The sequence below is a fragment of the Streptomyces sp. NPDC001617 genome (assembly GCF_053596855.1).
The window spans coordinates 122,362-139,177 of record NZ_JBSFHA010000004.1; the positions used below are offsets into that span (position 1 = coordinate 122,362).

At 71.7% G+C, this 16,816-nt stretch carries 15 protein-coding genes and 1 pseudogene; 5 read left to right on the forward strand and 11 right to left on the reverse strand.

Annotated elements, in window-relative coordinates:
- The first annotated feature begins 39 nt into the window (after window positions 1-39).
- Both ACWC09_RS04780 and ACWC09_RS04785 read left to right on the forward strand, forming a co-directional pair.
- Window positions 40-924, forward strand: coding sequence for an RNA polymerase sigma-70 factor (locus ACWC09_RS04780; RefSeq protein WP_450848503.1), 885 nt, complete (start codon window positions 40-42; stop codon window positions 922-924).
- Between the two features lie 181 nt (window positions 925-1,105).
- Window positions 1,106-1,867, forward strand: coding sequence for a GntR family transcriptional regulator (locus ACWC09_RS04785; protein WP_450848505.1), 762 nt, complete (start codon window positions 1,106-1,108; stop codon window positions 1,865-1,867).
- Between the two features lie 80 nt (window positions 1,868-1,947).
- Here the strand turns inward: ACWC09_RS04785 and ACWC09_RS04790 are convergent, their stop codons facing one another.
- The 3 genes from ACWC09_RS04790 to ACWC09_RS04800 all read right to left on the reverse strand — a co-directional run bounded on the left by ACWC09_RS04790 (window position 1,948) and on the right by ACWC09_RS04800 (window position 5,060).
- Entirely contained in the window at window positions 1,948-3,105 is a 1,158-nt protein-coding gene (locus ACWC09_RS04790) for an ROK family transcriptional regulator (RefSeq protein WP_450848507.1), read from the reverse strand.
- Between the two features lie 108 nt (window positions 3,106-3,213).
- Window positions 3,214-3,876 carry a response regulator transcription factor gene (locus ACWC09_RS04795; protein WP_450848509.1) on the reverse strand — a complete coding sequence of 221 codons (663 nt, stop codon included), beginning with the start codon at window positions 3,874-3,876 and terminating at the stop codon, window positions 3,214-3,216.
- A gap of 14 nt (window positions 3,877-3,890) precedes the next feature.
- Window positions 3,891-5,060, reverse strand: a complete 1,170-nt coding sequence (locus tag ACWC09_RS04800) for a sensor histidine kinase (protein WP_450848511.1) — start codon at window positions 5,058-5,060, stop codon at window positions 3,891-3,893.
- 108 nt (window positions 5,061-5,168) lie between these two features.
- On the opposite strand from ACWC09_RS04800, the gene ACWC09_RS04805 reads away from it, so the two are divergent.
- The 3 genes and pseudogenes from ACWC09_RS04805 to ACWC09_RS04815 all read left to right on the forward strand — a co-directional run bounded on the left by ACWC09_RS04805 (window position 5,169) and on the right by ACWC09_RS04815 (window position 7,265).
- A complete protein-coding gene (locus tag ACWC09_RS04805) occupies window positions 5,169-6,089 on the forward strand; it encodes an ATP-binding cassette domain-containing protein (RefSeq protein ID WP_450848513.1) in 921 nt (306 codons plus the stop codon).
- A 2-nt stretch (window positions 6,090-6,091) separates the two neighbouring features.
- Window positions 6,092-6,814, forward strand: a complete 723-nt coding sequence (locus ACWC09_RS04810; RefSeq protein WP_450848515.1) for an ABC transporter permease — start codon at window positions 6,092-6,094, stop codon at window positions 6,812-6,814.
- Window positions 6,815-6,855: 41 nt separating this feature from the next.
- A pseudogene (locus ACWC09_RS04815) lies at window positions 6,856-7,265 on the forward strand (hypothetical protein).
- A 4-nt stretch (window positions 7,266-7,269) separates the two neighbouring features.
- Here the strand turns inward: ACWC09_RS04815 and mug are convergent.
- The 8 genes from mug to ACWC09_RS04855 form a co-directional block, all read right to left on the reverse strand.
- Complete coding sequence (mug, locus tag ACWC09_RS04820) at window positions 7,270-7,818, reverse strand: G/U mismatch-specific DNA glycosylase (RefSeq protein ID WP_450848726.1); 549 nt, start codon at window positions 7,816-7,818, stop codon at window positions 7,270-7,272.
- Window positions 7,815-9,257, reverse strand: a complete 1,443-nt coding sequence (gene purB, locus ACWC09_RS04825; protein WP_450848517.1) for an adenylosuccinate lyase — start codon at window positions 9,255-9,257, stop codon at window positions 7,815-7,817. Before purB ends, mug begins: the two co-directional genes overlap by 4 nt.
- 170 nt (window positions 9,258-9,427) lie before the next feature.
- Window positions 9,428-10,228, reverse strand: coding sequence for an SGNH/GDSL hydrolase family protein (locus tag ACWC09_RS04830; protein ID WP_450848518.1), 801 nt, complete (start codon window positions 10,226-10,228; stop codon window positions 9,428-9,430).
- A 67-nt stretch (window positions 10,229-10,295) separates the two neighbouring features.
- Window positions 10,296-11,309 (reverse strand): hemolysin family protein, encoded by a 1,014-nt coding sequence (locus ACWC09_RS04835; RefSeq protein ID WP_450848519.1) that lies wholly within the window; start codon window positions 11,307-11,309, stop codon window positions 10,296-10,298.
- On the reverse strand, window positions 11,306-12,643 hold the full coding sequence (locus ACWC09_RS04840; RefSeq protein WP_450848521.1) for a hemolysin family protein: 1,338 nt from the start codon (window positions 12,641-12,643) through the stop codon (window positions 11,306-11,308). The genes ACWC09_RS04835 and ACWC09_RS04840 overlap by 4 nt, the downstream gene beginning before the upstream one ends.
- Before the next feature lie 184 nt (window positions 12,644-12,827).
- Window positions 12,828-13,253, reverse strand: a complete 426-nt coding sequence (locus ACWC09_RS04845; RefSeq protein WP_450848523.1) for a GNAT family N-acetyltransferase — start codon at window positions 13,251-13,253, stop codon at window positions 12,828-12,830.
- A 56-nt stretch (window positions 13,254-13,309) separates the two neighbouring features.
- Window positions 13,310-14,200 (reverse strand): LLM class F420-dependent oxidoreductase, encoded by an 891-nt coding sequence (locus tag ACWC09_RS04850; RefSeq protein WP_450848524.1) that lies wholly within the window; start codon window positions 14,198-14,200, stop codon window positions 13,310-13,312.
- Between the two features lie 46 nt (window positions 14,201-14,246).
- Entirely contained in the window at window positions 14,247-16,814 is a 2,568-nt protein-coding gene (locus ACWC09_RS04855; protein ID WP_450848526.1) for an ABC transporter permease, read from the reverse strand.
- Between the last annotated feature and the right edge of the window lie 2 nt (window positions 16,815-16,816).

Below are 16,816 nucleotides of genomic sequence, written 5' to 3' on the forward strand. Positions count from 1 at the left end.
CTCCTAGACACGGCCGGACGTGTCGCGTGGGATGGGGCCGTGACGACCGACGCCCGGACCGATGTCTTCGAAGAGCACCGCCCCGTCCTGCTGGGCGTCGCCTACCGCATGCTCGGACGGGTGGCCGACGCGGAGGATGTGGTGCAGGAGGCCTGGCTGCGCTGGTCCGGCGCCGACCGCAGCGAGGTGCGCGAACCGCGCGGCTATCTGGTGCGCGTCACGACCCGCCTCGCCATCGACCGGTTGCGCCAGGTGAAGGCGCGCAACGAGGCCTACGTCGGCCCCTGGCTGCCCGAGCCGTACGCCACCGACTTCGGGGACGCCGTCCCGGACACCGCGGAGCGCGCCGTACTGGCCGACTCGGTCTCCCTGGCCGTCCTGGTCGTCCTGGAGTCGCTGTCACCGCTGGAGCGGGCCGTGTTCGTCCTCAGGGAGGCCTTCGGCTACCCCTACGCGGACATCGCCGCCATGCTCGACCGGGGCGAGCCGGCGGTACGGCAGCTCGCCGGGCGGGCCCGCAAGCACGTCGAGGAGCGGCGGCCGCGGTACGAGGTCGATCCGGGCCGGCGCCGTGAGCTGACCGAGCGCTTCCTCGCCGCCGCGGGGGAGGGCGACCTGGAGGGCCTGCTGGCGCTGCTGGCGCCGGACGTGCGGCTCGTGGGCGACAGCGGTGGCAAATCGCGGGCGCCGTTGCGGATACTCGAGAGCGCCGACAAGGTGGGCCGCTTTCTCGTCGGGGCCGCGCAGAAGGGCGTACCGGACCCGTCCTTCCGGTTCATGGAGCTCAACGGCGGCCCCGCCCTCGTCGTCCTGTCCGCCGGCAAGCCCGACAGCGTCTTCCAGCTGGACGTCTACGAGGGCCGTATCCAGGCGGTCTACATCATCCGCAACCCCGACAAGCTGCTGTCCCTGCCCGTCGCGTAGGACCTCTGTACGAACGCCCGGTCGAGGCGGTGCCGCAACCGCTCTCTGTCTTCCCTATGGGATCGCGGATTGGTCTTGACCAAGGGTTTGGGCCGCCCTATGGTCGCAGATAAGTGCAACAACCTTTAATAAACAAGGGCGCTAAAACGCCGCCGGACCACGGCGATTGCGGAGGACTAGGGTGGGGACCACGCAGCTGGAATCGGTGCCGGAACCGAAGTACTGGCACCTCAAGACCGTGCTCAGTGAGGCATTGGACTCCGAATTCTCCGTGGGCGAGATCCTGCCCAACGAGCGCGACCTCGCCGCACGCTTCGGCGTCGCCCGCGCCACGCTCCGCCAGGCGCTGGAGCAGCTCGAACTGGAAGGAAGGCTGCAGCGCCGCCGGGGCGTCGGTACGACCGTCGCGCCCCCGCGCGTGGGTGTCGCCGTCGGCGCCGAGCAGCACGCGTGGCCGGGGGCCGCCGACGACGTCTGGCAGGCCGTCGACTGCACGGTCGCCGTGCCGCCCGCGGCCGTCGCCGCAGCGCTGGAGTCCGGTCCGGACGAGGCCGTGTACACGGTGCGCCGTTCCCGGGTGTCCCACGGCCAGCCCGTCGCCGCCGAGCTGCTGTACATCTCGGCGTCGTCGGTGCCCGAGCTGTCCGCGATAGACGCCCCGTCGGGACCGGCACGCGCGCGTGCGGTGCTGCGCGAGCTGCAGCGGCTGGAGCTGGAGGGCCGGGAGAGCGCGGTCGAGCTGGGCTCGGCCCGTGCGGACGACGCCAAGGAACTGGACCGCCTGCCGGGCGCGCCCGTCCTCGTGGTCACCACCCGCTTCCTCGCCGAGGGCCGCATCGCGGCGCTGTCCGCCGCCACGTACCGCGCCGACACCTGCCGGCTGACCTTCGGCGATTCGGGTGGCGTGGAGATCCACGAGGACCCCGAGCGCCGGGCCTCCTGAGCCGTCACACCAGGACACACGGCCCGCGCCCCGGCACTCCTCCGGGGCGCGGGCCGTTGCACAGGCATGAGCTCAGGGGGTCAGCGCCGTGCCGTCATCGTGCCCTCCACGGCGAAGAGTTGCTCCTCCACATGGTCGAGGGCCAGGCGTAGGGCGCCCGTCGGCACCGCCGCCTCGCCCAGGAGGGAGAGGGCCACCTTCGGCGGGCGCAGGCAGTAGCGGGCCAGCTCGCGGCGCAAGGGATCCAGGACGCCGTCCAGGCCGGCCGCCCAGCCGCCGATGACGACGAGCTCCGGGTCGAGGGCCAGGACCAGGGCGGCGACGTCGTGGACCAGGCGCTGGATGAAGCGGTCGACGGCCGCGCGCGCCCGCTGGTCGCCCTCGCGGGCCTGCGCGAAGACCTCGGCTACGGCCTGCTCGTCGAGGGGGTGCAGCGGTTCGTCCGTGGTGGAGAGCAGGGTCTCGGGCGTCACCTCGCGGCCCAGCAGATGCAGGGCGCCGATCTCGCCGGCCGCGCCACCGTACCCGCGGTGCAGCTGCCCGCCGATCAGCGAACCGGCCCCGGGGCTCAGCCCGGCCAACACCATCACGACGTCGTCGGACTCGGTGGCCGCACCTTTCCAGTGCTCGGCGACCGCCGCCGCGTTCGCGTCGTTCTCGACCAGTACCGGGCACTTGAACGAACGGCTCAACCGCTCGCCGAGGCGCAGCCCCGTCCACTCCGGGAGCGCCGCACACAGCCGTACGGTGCCGTCGGCCTCGACGATCCCGGGCGAGGCCACGCCCACGGCGCGCAGCGAGTCGCGGGCGACGCCGGCCCGGCGCAGTAGTTCGGCCACCGCCGTGCGCAGCCGCTCCAGTCGCTCGTCCGCCGGGGCCGACTCGTCGACGTCCTTGGCGACCGCGCCGAGCACCCGGCCGTCGAGGTCGGCGAGGAGCGCGGCGACCCGATGGGATCCGATGTCCAGACCGAGCAGATGCCCGGCCTCGGCGCGGAACCTGAACCGCCGCGCGGGCCGCCCCTGCCGTCGTACGACACTCTCGTCGGCGGCCTTCTCGACGACGTAACCCGCCTCGATGAGTCCCTCGACGACGCCCTCGACGGTCGGCCGGGACAGCCCGGTCACCCGGGTGATCTCCGTCAGCGTCGCCGCGTCCGTGGCACGCAGCGCGTGCAGCACCACCGCGGAGTTGATCCGTCGCAGCAGCGAGGGGTCCCCGCCGGTCAGCCGCCCCAACGTCCGTCCTCCCAGCTCGTGCGCGTGTTGGGCGGATCGTACTCGGCGCGGCGGGCAGCGGCGAGTGCAGGGCCCGATCGGCCTACGGACCGGTCCACCGGTGACCGGTCAGCCCGGCGCCACGAACCCCGACTCGTAGGCGGCGATCACGGCCTGGGTGCGATCCCGCGCCCCCAACTTCGCGAGCACGGCGCTGACGTGCGACTTCACGGTCTCCGTACCGACGACCAGCCGCTCGGCGATCTCGGCGTTCGACAGCCCCCGCGCCATCAGCCGCAGCACCTCCGCCTCCCGCTCGGTCAGCCGCGCCCGCTCCATCGCGTCCCGAGCCGCCCGGTTCCCCTCGACCTCCCCGTACTCGGCGGCCAGCCGGCGCACGGACGCCGGGAACAGCAGCGACTCGCCCTCGGCGACCAGCCGCACCGCGTGCACGATCTCGGCCGGCCGGGCCCTCTTCAGCAGGAACCCGTCGGCCCCGGCCCGTAGCGCCTCGTAGACGTACTCGTCGTTCTCGAACGTCGTCACCACGAGGATCTTGGGCGGCTGGTCGACCGTGCGCAGCACCGCGCGTGTGGCCTCGATGCCGTCCAGCAGCGGCATCCGTACGTCCATGGCGACCACGTCGGGCCGCAGCCGCCGCACCAGGGGGATCACCGCCGCCCCGTCGGCGGCCTCCCCGACCACCTCGATGTCGGGTTGCGCCTCCAGCACGGCACGCAGTCCGGCGCGTACGAGGGGCTCGTCGTCGACGAGGAGAACGGTCACCGGCATCCGGCCAGCGTAGATCAACTCACCGGCAGTTCCACCCGCACCTGCCACTCGCCCTCGTCGGGCCCCGTGTGCGCCCGGCCGCCCAGCAGGGCCGCCCGCTCACGTATCCCGCGCAGCCCGCTGCCCCGGCCGGGCTCCGGTATGCCGACGGTCAGCGGATTGCGCACCTCCAGCGTGAGCGCGCCCTTCAACACGGCGATGCGCACGCGCACCGGGACGGCTCCCGCATGCCGCAGCACATTGGTCAGGGCCTCCTGGAGGATGCGATAGCCCTCGCGGGAGACCGGACCGGGGACCGACTCCAGCGGACCGGAGACATCCGAGTCGACCTTCGCCCCCGACGCGCGGGCGGACTCCAGCAGACGGTCGGCGTCGGCGAGGGTCGGACGACTGCTCATGGGGCGCTCCGACTCGCGCAGGATGCCGAGCACCCGCTCCAGGTCCTCCAGGGCGGCCCGGCCTGTCTCCTCGATGGCGGCCAGGGCCCGGTCGGTGAAGGCGGCGTCGCCGATCACGCGGGCGGCGCCCGCCTGTACCACGGCCACGGTCAGGGCGTGTCCGATGGAGTCGTGCAGTTCGCGGGCGATGCGCGTGCGCTCCAGGAGTTGCTCCGTGCGCTCCTCCAGAGCGGCCAGGCGGTCGGCGGGGGAGGGGCCGAGGAGACGGTGGGCGCACCGGTCGATCAGCCCGCCCGAGCCGACCACGACCGCGGCCAGCAGGATCAACGGCAGCGGCGCGAGGGCCCAGTACCACCAGTGGTGGCCCGGAACCGGGATCCACGAGCCGTCGCCCTGCTCACCGCCCCGGGACATCGTGACCAAGTCGAGGGCCGTGATGGGCAGTTGGGCGCTGAGTATCGCGACCGGATAGCCGAGAAACAGACGAGCTTGCAGCCACAGGACGGTCCGGCCCCGGTCGGACCAGGTCGCCGAGGGAGCGGTGACGATCTCCGAGCCGTCGCCGTCCCCCCGTTCGTCCACGAGCAGCAGCCTGGCCTGCAGCCCCTCCACGGTCCGCATCGCCGGCAGCAGCCCGGCGCAGGCCAGCACCACGGCCGCAGTCGCCTGCGTCCACCACGCCTCGTCGATGAAGATCCACAGGGTCGGCCACACCACGGCGATGCACAGATGCAGCCACCGTGTGTACGTCACCGCCCGTCCCAACAGGCGCAGCATCCCGACCATTTCGTCATCGTGCCAGCTGCCACCGACAACGGGCCTCCCCCGCACGGGGGAGCCGATCTCCACCCGCGGGGGAGGCCCCCGCCCGCCGGCACCGGTCACGCTGCTGCCATGACCAGCATCGACGTCCACAACCTCACCAAGGAGTACGGCGGTCGGCGAGCCGTGGACCACCTCGGCTTCAGCGTCCGCCCCGGCCGCGTCACCGGCTTCCTCGGCCCCAACGGCGCCGGAAAGTCCACCACCATGCGGCTCGTGCTCGGCCTCGACCGACCCACCTCCGGCTCTGCCACCATCGGCGGCCGCTCGTACGCCGGCCTCCGCGAACCCCTGCGCCACGTCGGCGCCCTGCTCGACACCCATACCGCGCACGGCTCCCGCACCGGACGCGACCACCTGCGCGCGCTCGCGCTGAGCAACCGCATCCCCGAACGCCGGGTGGACGAGGTCCTGGAGGAGACCGGGATCGCCGCGGCCGCCCGGCGCCGGGTGAAGACGTACTCCCTCGGTATGCGCCAACGACTGGGCATCGCCGCCGCCCTGCTCGGCGACCCCGAGGTGGTCATGCTCGACGAGCCCTCCAACGGCCTCGACCCCGAAGGCATCATCTGGATCCGCGCGTTGCTGCGCCGACTCGCAGGCGAGGGGCGCACGGTGCTGGTCTCCAGCCACCTCATGAACGAGACCGCCTCCTTCGCCGACCACCTCGTCGTCCTCGGCCGCGGACGGCTGCTGGCCGACACCCCGATGCGGGAGTTCATCGACACGCGGGTGCGGCCACGCGTGCGCGTACGGACGACCGACGCGACGGCGCTCAAGGAGCTGCTCGCGCGGCACGGTCACGACCCCGTGCAGCACGACGAGGGGCACTGGACGGTGGACCACGCGCGCGTGGACGACCTCGGACGCCTCCTCTCCGCCGCCGGTATCCCGATCCTCGAACTCGCCTTGGAGGAGGGCACGTTGGAGCAGGCCTACCTCGATCTCACCGGCTCGGAAGCCGAGTTCACCGCACCGCATCAGGAGGTCTGACCATGGAATTCACGCCCGTACTGCGCTCGGAGTGGCTCAAGGTCCGTACCCTGCGGTCGCTTGTCGGGGGCCTGGTCGCCGTGCTGCTCGCGACCACCCTGTTCTCCGCGCTGGCCGGCGCCGACAGCGACGGCGCCGACTTCGATCCGCTGTTCTCCGCCTTCTTCGGCGTGAGCTTCGGGCAGATCGCGGCGATCGCCTTCGGTACGACGGCCGTGTCGGCCGAGTTCCGGGGCGGCGCCCTGCGCGCGACGCTGGCCGCGGTGCCGTGGAGGGGGCGATGGTTCGCGGCCAAGGCGGTTGCCGTCGCGGCACCTGTGCTGGTCGTGGGGCTGGTGACGGGAGGTGTGAGCCTGGCGGTGGGAAAGGCGGTTCTGGGTGCGAAGGCGGACGGGCTGACCTGGGGCGAGCAGCTGCGGGGGGTCGTCGGCTGCGGGATCTATCTGACGCTGATGGCCCTGCTGGCCGCCGGACTGACCGCCGTGCTGCGCAGCGGAGTCGCCACGCTCGGCATCCTCATCCCCTTCCTGCTCATCGTCTCCTTCGTCATCGGCGACATGTCGAACACCGCCGCGGACGTCCTGCCGGACCGGGCGGGCCAGGTGGTGTTCCACGAGACGTGGGAGGGGGCGTTGGGACCGTGGACGGGGCTCGCGGTGACGGCGCTGTGGGCGGGGGTCGCGCTGGTGGCGGGGGCGTGGAGCGTGCGGCGGCGGGACGCGTGACACCTCACCCATTGTCAGTGGCAGCCGCTTTACTGGACCACATGGACATCGCACAGCACATCGCCCTCATCGACGAGCTGTGCCTCCGCCCCTTTCCGGCGGAGCACGGTCACCACCTCGCGGTGTTAGAGAGCAGCCACGGCCTTCGAGGCGGCGACAGCGCGGAGCGAGCGGTGGCGGTGGACCAGTACAGGAACGTGCGGGACGCCATCTTCGAGTCCTTGGCACCGCGCTGGGGAGAGACGGACCCCTGGACCTGCAGACGGTCCTGCTGCGCACGGAACGGGAGGAGATACCCGAGCCGTGGGCTTCCCTCAGCGCCCGCGCCGACCTGGCCTACCTCTGGGAGGTCGTCGGGACGGGCCGCTGGGTCGCCGTGGCCGTCGCCGACCGGGACGAGACGGACGAGGTCCAACTCGTCGCCGTCGTCACCGAGACGGACCCGCCCTGACGGGCTAGACCCCCTCCGCCGTCACCCTCAACCGCCCGAACTCCTCCGCCATCGTCTGCGCCGTCCAATGCGCGTTCAGTCCGCTCGGATTCGGCAGCACCCACACGCGCGTCTCCCCGATCACCCGCTCCTGCGGCCCCACCTGGGCCTTGCGGTCGTCGAAGGCCGCCCGATAAGCGGTGACCCCCACCACGGCCAGCCACCGAGGCTTCCGTCGCGTCACCTTCAGCGCCAACCGCCGCCCGCCCTCCCGGTACTCCTCCGCGCTCAGCTCGTCGGCCCGAGCCGTCGCCCGTGCCACGACGTTCGTGATGCCGAGCCCGTACGACAGCAAGTCCTCCTGCTCCGACGGCTGCATGAGGCGTGGCGTGAATCCGGACAGGTGGAGCACCGGCCAGAAGCGGTTGCCGGGGCGGGCGAAGTGATGGCCCGTCGCAGCCGTCATCAGGCCGGGATTGATGCCGCAGAACAGAACGGAAAGGCTGTCCGCGACCACGTCGGGGACGAGGCGGTCGCGGGCGGCCTCGAGTTCCGCCTGGGTGAAGCGGGTCAGAGGATCGCCCCCGGCGTGTAACCCGCGGCCTCCGGGTGCTGCTTGACGATCTCCTCGATGCGGCCGACGACCAGGGCGACCTGGTCGGACGCGGCGCCGGTGAAGGAGAGCTTGTCGGCCATGAGGGCGTCCAGCCGGGCCCGGTCGAGCGGGATGCGCTCGTCGGCGGCCAGCTTGTCCAGGAGCTCGTTGCGCTCGGCGCCCTGCTCGCGCATCGCCAGCGCCGAGGCGACGGCGTTCTCCTTGATGGCCTCGTGCGCCACCTCACGGCCGACACCGGCGCGCACCGCGCCCATCAGCACCTTGGTCGTGGCGAGGAAGGGCAGGTAGCGGTCGAGTTCGCGGGCCACGACGGCCGGGAACGCGCCGAACTCGTCCAGCACCGTCAGGAAGGTCTCCAGCAGACCGTCCAGCGCGAAGAACGCGTCCGGCAGCGCGACCCGGCGCACCACCGAGCAGGACACGTCGCCCTCGTTCCACTGATCGCCGGCCAGCTCGCCGGTCATCGAGGCGTAGCCGCGCAGGATGACCATCAGGCCGTTGACGCGCTCGCAGGACCGCGTGTTCATCTTGTGCGGCATCGCGGAGGAGCCGACCTGGCCCGGCTTGAAGCCCTCGGTCACCAGCTCGTGCCCGGCCATCAGACGGATCGTCTTGGCCACGGAGGAGGGGGCGGCGGCCAGTTGGACGAGGGCGGTGACGACCTCGTAGTCCAGCGAGCGCGGGTACACCTGGCCGACCGAGGTGAAGGCCTGCGCGAAACCGAGGTGCCGGGCGATCCGGTTCTCCAGGTCGGCGAGCTTCGCCGCGTCACCGCCCAGCAGGTCCAGCATGTCCTGCGCCGTGCCCACCGGACCCTTGATGCCCCGCAGCGGGTAGCGGGTGAGGAGCTCCTCGACCCGGCCGTACGCCACGAGCAGTTCGTCGGCCGCGGTCGCGAAACGCTTGCCCAGCGTCGTGGCCTGCGCGGCGACGTTGTGCGAGCGGCCGGCCATGACCAGCTCGCCGTACTCGCCCGCCAGCTTGCCCAGCCGTGCCAGGACCGCCACCGTGCGGTCGCGCATCAGCTCCAGGGAGAGCCGGATCTGCAGCTGTTCGACGTTCTCGGTGAGGTCGCGCGAGGTCATGCCCTTGTGCACGTGCTCATGGCCGGCGAGGTCGTTGAACTCCTCGATCCGCGCTTTCACGTCGTGGCGCGTGACCTTCTCGCGCTCGGCGATGGAGGCCAGGTCGACGGTGTCGAGGACACGCTCGTAGTCGGCGATCGCCGCGTCCGGCACCTCGATCCCGAGGTCCTTCTGGGCCCGCAGCACGGCGAGCCAGAGCCGGCGCTCCAGCTTCACCTTCTGCTCGGGCGACCAGAGCGTGGCGAGCTCGGCGGAGGCGTAGCGTCCGGCGAGGACGTTCGGGATGCGGGGCTTGGCGGGCGCAGAAGTCACGTAACCAGATTCTACTGGCGATTCGTGCAGGCCAGCGCCACAGGTATCTTCGGCGGAACCTACGAGACCTGCGTCACGCCGGGGTTCGGCCGGGAGGGTTTCGCCCCGCCGCCCTTACCCGTCCCGTCCTCCAGGGGCGCTGCCCCCTTCGGCGACCGGACCCCCGCTTCTCAAACGCCGGAGGGGCTGTCTTCGGCCTGTCCGACGTACGGCAGGAGTTCGGGGCGCTTCGGCGGCAGTCCGTCGCCCGACGAGCGGCCGGTCAGGCGGCGGCCGATCCACGGGAGGAGGTGCTGCCGGGCGAAGCGGGCGTCCGCGACCCGACGGGCGGCCCAGCCGGGCGGCGGGGTGGCCGGCACCGGCGTACGCCACTCCGTGTCCTCGGGGTCGTAGCCGAGCGTCTGCCAGACCGCCTCCGCGACCCTGCGGTGGCCCTCGGCCGTGAGGTGCAGCCGGTCCACGTCCCACAGGCGCGGGTCGGAGAGGGACGGGGCGCCGTACAGGTCGACGACCACCGCGCCGTGCCGTGCCGCGAGGTCGTCGACCGTGGCGAACAGTTCCTCCATGCGCGGGCGGAACCGCTCCAGGACCGGACCCTGGCGGCCCGGGCTGCGCATCAGCACCAGCTGCTTGCAGGACGGGGCCAGGCGCTCCACGGCCTCGGTCAGCAGGTCCCGGACCCTGACCATGTCGCACTTGGGGCGCAGGGTGTCGTTGAGGCCGCCCACGAGGGTGATGACGTCGGGCTCCATGGCCGCGGCCACGTCCACCTGCTCGTCGACGATCTGACCGATCAGCTTGCCGCGCACCGCGAGGTTGGCGTACCGGAACCCGGGGGTGACGGCGGCCATCCGGCCGGCGAGGAGGTCGGCCCAACCGCGGTAGGAGCCGTCGGGCAGCAGGTCCGACATGCCCTCGGTGAAGGAGTCGCCGACCGCGACCAGGCTGGTGTGATTGGGATTCGTCTGCATGGCGACGGAAATCGTAACCCGGCTCCATACCCGTCGGTCGGTCGGCCTCCCCTCCCGGGACGCCGGGTCACGCCCGCTGCCCGAACAGCTCCCTCAGCACGTCCTCCATGGTCACCAGCCCCTCCAGCCGCCCGTCGTCGCCGAGCACGGCGGCGAGGTGGGTGCGGCTGCCGCGCATCGCGGTGAGGACGTCGTCCAGTGGGGTGCTCGCCCGCACGCGCGCGATGGGGCGCATGTCCCGCACCCGGAACGGCACATTTCGTGGCGAGGCGTCCAGCGCGTCCTTAACATGCAGGTAGCCGACGATCCGGCGGTTCTCCTCCACCACGGGGAAGCGGGAGAAGCCGGACTCGGCCGACAGGCCCTCCAGCTCCTCCGGCGTGACGCCCACGCGCGCGTGGACGACACGTTCCAGGGGAAGGACGACATCGCGCACGGGCCGGCGGCCCAGCTCCAGCGCGTCCCGCAGCCGCTCCTGCGCCCGGTCGTCGATCAGGCCCGCGGCGCCGGAGTCCCGCACGATCCGGGCGAGCTCGGCGTCCGAGAAGGTCGCCGCCACCTCGTCCCTGGTCTCCACACGCAGCAGCTTCAGCAGGGCGTTGGCGAAGGCGTTGATCGTGAAGATCACCGGGCGGAGCGCCCGGGCGAGGGCGACCAGCGGCGGGCCCAGCAGCAAGGCACTGCGCACCGGCTCGGCGAGCGCGATGTTCTTCGGCACCATCTCGCCGAGCAGCATGTGCAGATACGTCGCCAGGGACAGCGCGATCACGAACGACACCACGCGGCCCGCGCTCTCCGGTACGCCCACGGCGTGGAACACCGGCTCCAGCAGATGCGCGATCGCGGGCTCGGCGACGACACCCAGGACCAGCGTGCACAGCGTGATGCCGAGCTGGGCGGCCGCGAGCAGCGCGGACACGTGCTCCAGGCCCCACAGCACGCTCTTGGCCCGCCGGTCGCCCTCCTCGGCGTACGGCTCGATCTGCGAGCGCCGCACGGAGATCAGGGCGAACTCGGCGCCGACGAAGAAGGCGTTGACGACCAGGGTCGCGAAACCGATCAGCAGCTGTACGGCCGTCACTTCGCTCCCTCCTCGTCCGTCGTCGCGTCCGCGAACGGCGCGTGCATCAGCACCCGCGCGGCCCGGCGCCCGGAGGCGTCCACCACGTCCAGCCGCCATCCGACGACGTCCACGGTGTCGCCGACGGCCGGAATCCGGCCGAGTTCGGTCGCGACCAGACCGGCCAGCGTCTCGTACGGCCCCTCGGGCGCCCGCAGACCCACGCGCGCGAGCTGGTCGACGCGGGCCGAGCCGTCGGCCGAGTACAGGGCGCGGCCCTCGTCGTCGCTGCCTGCCGCGGCCAGGTCGGGAGTCTCGTGCGGGTCGTGCTCGTCCCGCACCTCGCCGACGACCTCCTCGACGATGTCCTCCACGGTGGCCACGCCCGCGGTGCCGCCGTACTCGTCGATGACGACGGCCATGGTGCGCCTGCCGGACAGCCGGTCCAGGAGCCGGTCGACGGTGAGCGTCTCCGGGACCAGGAGCGGGTCGCGCATCACCTCGGAGACGGGCACGCGCGTGCGCCGCTCTGCGGGTATCGCCAGCACGTCCTTGATGTGGGCGGTGCCCACGACCGAGTCGAGGCCGCCGCGGTAGACCGGGAAGCGGGACAGCCCGGTGGCACGCGTCGCGTTGGCCACGTCCTCGCAGGTCGCCTGGGCCTCCAGGGCGATGACCTGGACGCGCGGGGTCATCACGTTCTCCGCGGTCAGGTCGGCGAGGTTCAGGGTCCGCACGAACAACTCGGCGGTGTCCGCCTCCAGCGCCCCCTCCTTGGCCGAGTGCCGGGCCAACGCCGCCAGTTCCTTGGGGCTGCGCGCCGAGGCCAGCTCCTCGGCCGGCTCCAGGCCCATGCGGCGCACCGCGTGGTTGGCGGTGTTGTTGAGGTGGGTGATGAAGGGGCGGAAGGCCGAGCTGAACCAGCGCTGGGCGTTGCCCACCCGCTTGGCCATGGCCAGTGGCGAGGAGATCGCCCAGTTCTTGGGCACCAACTCGCCGACGACCATCAGGAAGACGGTCGACAGGGCCGTACCGAGCACCAGGGCGAGCGAGGACGCCGTCGACCGGGACAGACCGAGCGCCTCGATGGGGCCCGCGATCAGCTTGGCGATCGACGGCTCGGCGAGCATGCCGACGACCAGGTTGGTGACCGTGATGCCGAGCTGGGCGCCGGAGAGCTGGAACGTCAGATTCCGTACGGCCTTCAAGGCGCCCGCGGCACCCCGCTCACCGCGCTCCGCGGCCCGCTCCAGCTCGCCCCGCTCGACGGTGGTCAGCGAGAACTCGGCCGCGACGAAGGCACCACAGGCGAGCGAGAGCAGGATCGCCACCAGCAGGAGGAGCACTTCGGTCATCGGGTCACCTCCGTCCCATCGTCGGACAGGGCAGGGAGGAACGCGCGATGTCGGCTACGGCTTGTACTACTGGGAGGCTCGCCCATGGGCGGACGCTCACACCTTTCATGCGGGACCGGGTGGTCCGCCATGGGAGGACCGATGATCCTCCCATGGTAAAGGATGGGCAAAGTGGTCCGGTTGCTCAGTCGGTGAGCGGCTTCACCCAGCGTCGCCAGTGCTCCTCGGGCGTGTAGCCCGCCGCGCGCCACGCGTGCTGCCCGGTCTCGTTGCGCACCAGCACCATCGCGTCCCCGCGCCGCCCGCCCAGCTGTACGAACCGTTCCTCGGCCGCCGCCAGCAGCGCCGAGCCGATGCCCTGACGGCGCCGCTGCGGGTGGACGGCGAGCCGGTACAGATGGCAGCGCCAGCCGTCGAAGCCCGCGATCACCGTGCCGACGAGCTCGCCGCCCCGCTCGGCGAGGATCAGAGCCTCGGGGTCCCGGGTGACGAGCCGCTCCACGCCGTCGCGGTCGTCGCTGATGCTCGTGCCTTCGGCGGCCGTCTTCCAGAAGGCCAGGACGGTGTCGAGGTCGGCGGGGCCGGCGGCTCGTATCCGCAGATCAGTCATGGGGCGATCCCATCAGCCACGGCCGTCCCCGACACGGAATTCCACCATCCGGACTGTCACTGGCCCCGCAACCGGGCCACGACCGGAGCGAAGGCCTCCATGTACGGCTCCAGGACGGTCAGGTAGGAGAAGCCGTACCGCTCGCGCCGGGCCAGCACCTGTTCCACGATCTGCTCCAGGGTGCCGATCAGGAGAATGGGCAGTTCAAGGGCCTGTTCCAGACTGATTTCCGGCACCGAGCCGCGGAGGGGCCGGAGCGCGCCCTCGCGTTCCTCGGTGACGGCCACCCTCTGCAGGAGAAGGTTCAGCTCGGCGGGTTCCTCGCGGTCCGCCTCGAACTCCCGGTACCGCGCCACCCGTTCCCCGAGCTGCTCCGCCGTGACCGGGACGAGCCGGCCGGTGCTGCTGTGCGGGTCCACGTACGCGCCCGTGAACGCGGCGATGTCGGCGTGCTCGGCGGTCAGCCGCAGCACCCGGTCGCCGTTGCCGCCGATCAGCAGCGGAACCCGTGGCTTCCGAACGGGTTGCGGCTGCCGCTCCTCATCGGTCAGGAGCCGCTCCAACTCCTCGACCGTGCGGCGCAGATGGTCCACGCGCTCACCCGGCGAACCCCACGGCAGGCCCGCCGTGTCGTGCTCCGCCCGCACGTACCCGGTGCCGAGCCCGAGTTCGAGGCGTCCGCCGGTCAGGGCGTCCGTCGTCGCCGCCTCGCGGGCGAGCAACGTGGGGTTCCAGAAGCCCGCGTTGAGTACGAACGTGCCCAACGTCGGCCGTTCGGTCGCCTCGGCCGCCGCGACCAGGGCCGGGAAGGGCGCCGGCATGCCGAGGTGGTCGGGGACCAGGATGACGTCGTAGCCGAGCTCCTCGGCCCGTCGGCACTTGGCGCGCCACTCCTCGGCGGGTGCGGGGGTCACCAGGTTGACTCCGAAACGGAACGGGCGCGGCATGAACTCTCCTCACCATCAAGCGACTTGAGTACCTGCCGCCATCCCATCACTCGTGCGCGATGGCCGCCAGCACATTCATGCGGGATGCACGCAACGCGGGCAGCAGCGCCGCCACGATGCCCACCACCGCCGAGCCGATCACCACCGCGACGATCGTGCCCCACGGGACCGCCAGCGCCTTCATTCCCTGCAGGGCCAGGACCTGTTGGGTGCACACGCCCCAGACCAGGCCGAGCGCGAGCCCGAGCACCGCACCGAACACCGCGATGACCACCGACTCCAGCCGGATCATCCGGCGCAGCTGGCGCCGGGCGAGTCCGATGGCGCGCAGCAGCCCGATCTCGCGGGTGCGCTCGACGACCGACAGGGCAAGGGTGTTGACCACACCGAGCACCGCGATGATGATCGCGAGCCCGAGCAGTGCGTAGACGAGGTAGAGCAGTACGGCGATCTGGTCGTGGACCAGCTTCTTGTAGTCGGCCTCGTCGCGGACCTGCACCTGCGGGTACGGGGCGAGTGTCTTCTTGAGGTGTGCGCGCAGCTGGTCGGCGCTCGTGCCGGAGCTCGCGTTGACGTACAGCGAAGAGTCCTGGCCGCCGGGGACGTACTTCTCGACCGTCGCGATGCCGAAGAACAGGCCGCCCTGCATGCCGAAACCGCCGGAGCCCGCCTGGTCGGTGAGGGCGGCGACCTTCAGATGGGTCTTCTGGCCGGCGGGGAACTCGACCGGGATCGTGCTGCCGACCCGCACGTGGTGGTCCTTCGCGAAGGTGACGTCCATGCCGAGGCTGCCAGGGGCGAGGGCCGCCGCCGAGTTCCCGGAGGAGTACGTCACGTGTGCGACGTCGTCGACTCCGTCGTCGTATCCCGCCGCGGTCGTCTTGACCCGCTTGCCGTCCGGCAGGGTCACGGCCACGGGTGTGAACCGCTGCCGTACGACGAGACCGACGCCCTCCGTGCCGCGCACCTTGTCGGTGACCTCCTTCGAGAAGGGCACGAAGTTGCTGTTCTGGATCACGAAGTCGGCGCCCAGGGTCTTGTCGATCTGCTGGTCGAAGGACTTCGACATGGAGGCGCTGGCCACCGACATGCCGCCGACCAGGGCCAGGCCGACCATGAGGGCGGCGGCGGTGGCGCCCGTACGGCGGGGGTTGCGCAGGGCGTTGCGCTGGCTCATGCGGCCGATCGAGCCGAAGAGGGCCGGGAAGGCCGCGCCGAGAACCCGGATGACCGGGCGGACGAGGAGCGGGCCCGCGATGACCATCGCGATCAGGGTGAGGACCACGCCCAGGCCGAGCAGGGAGGCCGACGAGGCGGTCTTCGTCGCCGTGGCACATCCGGCCAGCGCCGCCGCGCCGAGCACGCCGACCACCGAGCCCACGATCGCGCGGGTCCTCAACGGCCGCCCGACGTCCGCCATCTCGGCGTCCGCGAGCGCGGCCATCGGCGAGACGGTCGCCGCACGACGGGCCGGTAGGTAGGCCGCCACGAAGGTGACGCCGACGCCGACGACGTAGGCCGCCACGGGAGTTCCCCAGTTGATCACCATCTCGGCGGTCTTGAGGTTCATGCCGAACGTGCCCATGAGCCTGATCAGCCCGGCCGCGAGGCCGATGCCGAGGGCCAGACCGAGGGTCGAGCCGACCAGTCCCAGCAGGATCGCCTCGGTGAGCACGGACCGCCGTACCTGCCGTCGGTCCGCGCCGAGGGCCCTGAGCAGGCCCAACTCCCTTGTCCGCTGGGCGATCAGCATGGAGAAGGTGTTGACGATGAGGAAGATGCCGACCAGGACGGCGATCCCGGCGAAGCCGAGCATCACGTACTTGATGACGTCGAGGAACCCGCCGAGGTCGGAGGCGGCCGACTTGGCCTGTTCGTCGGCGGTCTTGATGTCATAGGTGCCGGTGCCGATCTCGGCGACGACCCGGCTCTTGAGCTGGGCGTCGCTCACCCCCTTCGCCGCGTCGACCGAGATGGACGTCGCCTTGTCGGCCGAGCCGAGCAGCTGGGTCGCCGCGGTCCTCGGGTCGAGGAAGACCAGGGCCGCGCCGGGGTTGGTGGTGGTGAAGGTGGCGATGCCGACGATCCGGACCTTGAAGGTGCCGGGCTGGGCGAGCACGGTCAGCGTGTCGCCGATCCTCAGGTGCTTCTTGTCGGCGGTGTCGGCGTCGAGCAGCCCCTCGGAGCCGCTCCGCGGGGCGTGGCCCGAGGTCAGCTTCACGGGGCTGCGGGCGGTGAGGTACCAGTCGGTGGCGATGGTGGGCGCGCCCGTGGTCGGGCCGACCGACTTGTTCCTGCTGTCGACCACGGTGATGTTCTGGACGCTGACGTCCGCATGGGTCGACTTGACCCCGTCGACCTTGGCCACCCGCTGGGCGAGCGAGGCCGGCACGGTCTCGACCGCTCCCGTCGGGACCTGGGACTTGAGGTCCTGTTTCGGCTCCACGGTCACATCGGCGGACGTGGAGTGGAAGAGGCGGTCGAAGGTGTGGGTGACGGTGTCGGAGAAGATCAGGCTGCCCGCGACGAACGCCACCGACAGGACGATCGCCAGGGCGGAGAGCAGCAACCGCCCCTTGTGGGCGAGAAAGCTGCGGAGGGTCGCCTTCAGCACCG

Excerpts from the sequence above, each read along its gene's own strand:
- ACWC09_RS04795 (WP_450848509.1), bottom strand. The coding sequence starts at position 3,876 with ATGCCGGTGACCGTTCTCCTCGTCGACGACGAGCCCCTCGTACGCGCC.
- ACWC09_RS04800 (WP_450848511.1), bottom strand. The coding sequence starts at position 5,060 with ATGGTCGGGATGCTGCGCCTGTTGGGACGGGCGGTGACGTACACACGG.
- ACWC09_RS04850 (WP_450848524.1), bottom strand. The coding sequence starts at position 14,200 with ATGCCGCGCCCGTTCCGTTTCGGAGTCAACCTGGTGACCCCCGCACCC.
- ACWC09_RS04845 (WP_450848523.1), bottom strand. The coding sequence starts at position 13,253 with ATGACTGATCTGCGGATACGAGCCGCCGGCCCCGCCGACCTCGACACC.
- ACWC09_RS04840 (WP_450848521.1), bottom strand. The coding sequence starts at position 12,643 with ATGACCGAAGTGCTCCTCCTGCTGGTGGCGATCCTGCTCTCGCTCGCC.
- ACWC09_RS04805 (WP_450848513.1), top strand. The coding sequence starts at position 5,169 with ATGACCAGCATCGACGTCCACAACCTCACCAAGGAGTACGGCGGTCGG.
- ACWC09_RS04810 (WP_450848515.1), top strand. The coding sequence starts at position 6,092 with ATGGAATTCACGCCCGTACTGCGCTCGGAGTGGCTCAAGGTCCGTACC.
- ACWC09_RS04830 (WP_450848518.1), bottom strand. The coding sequence starts at position 10,228 with ATGCAGACGAATCCCAATCACACCAGCCTGGTCGCGGTCGGCGACTCC.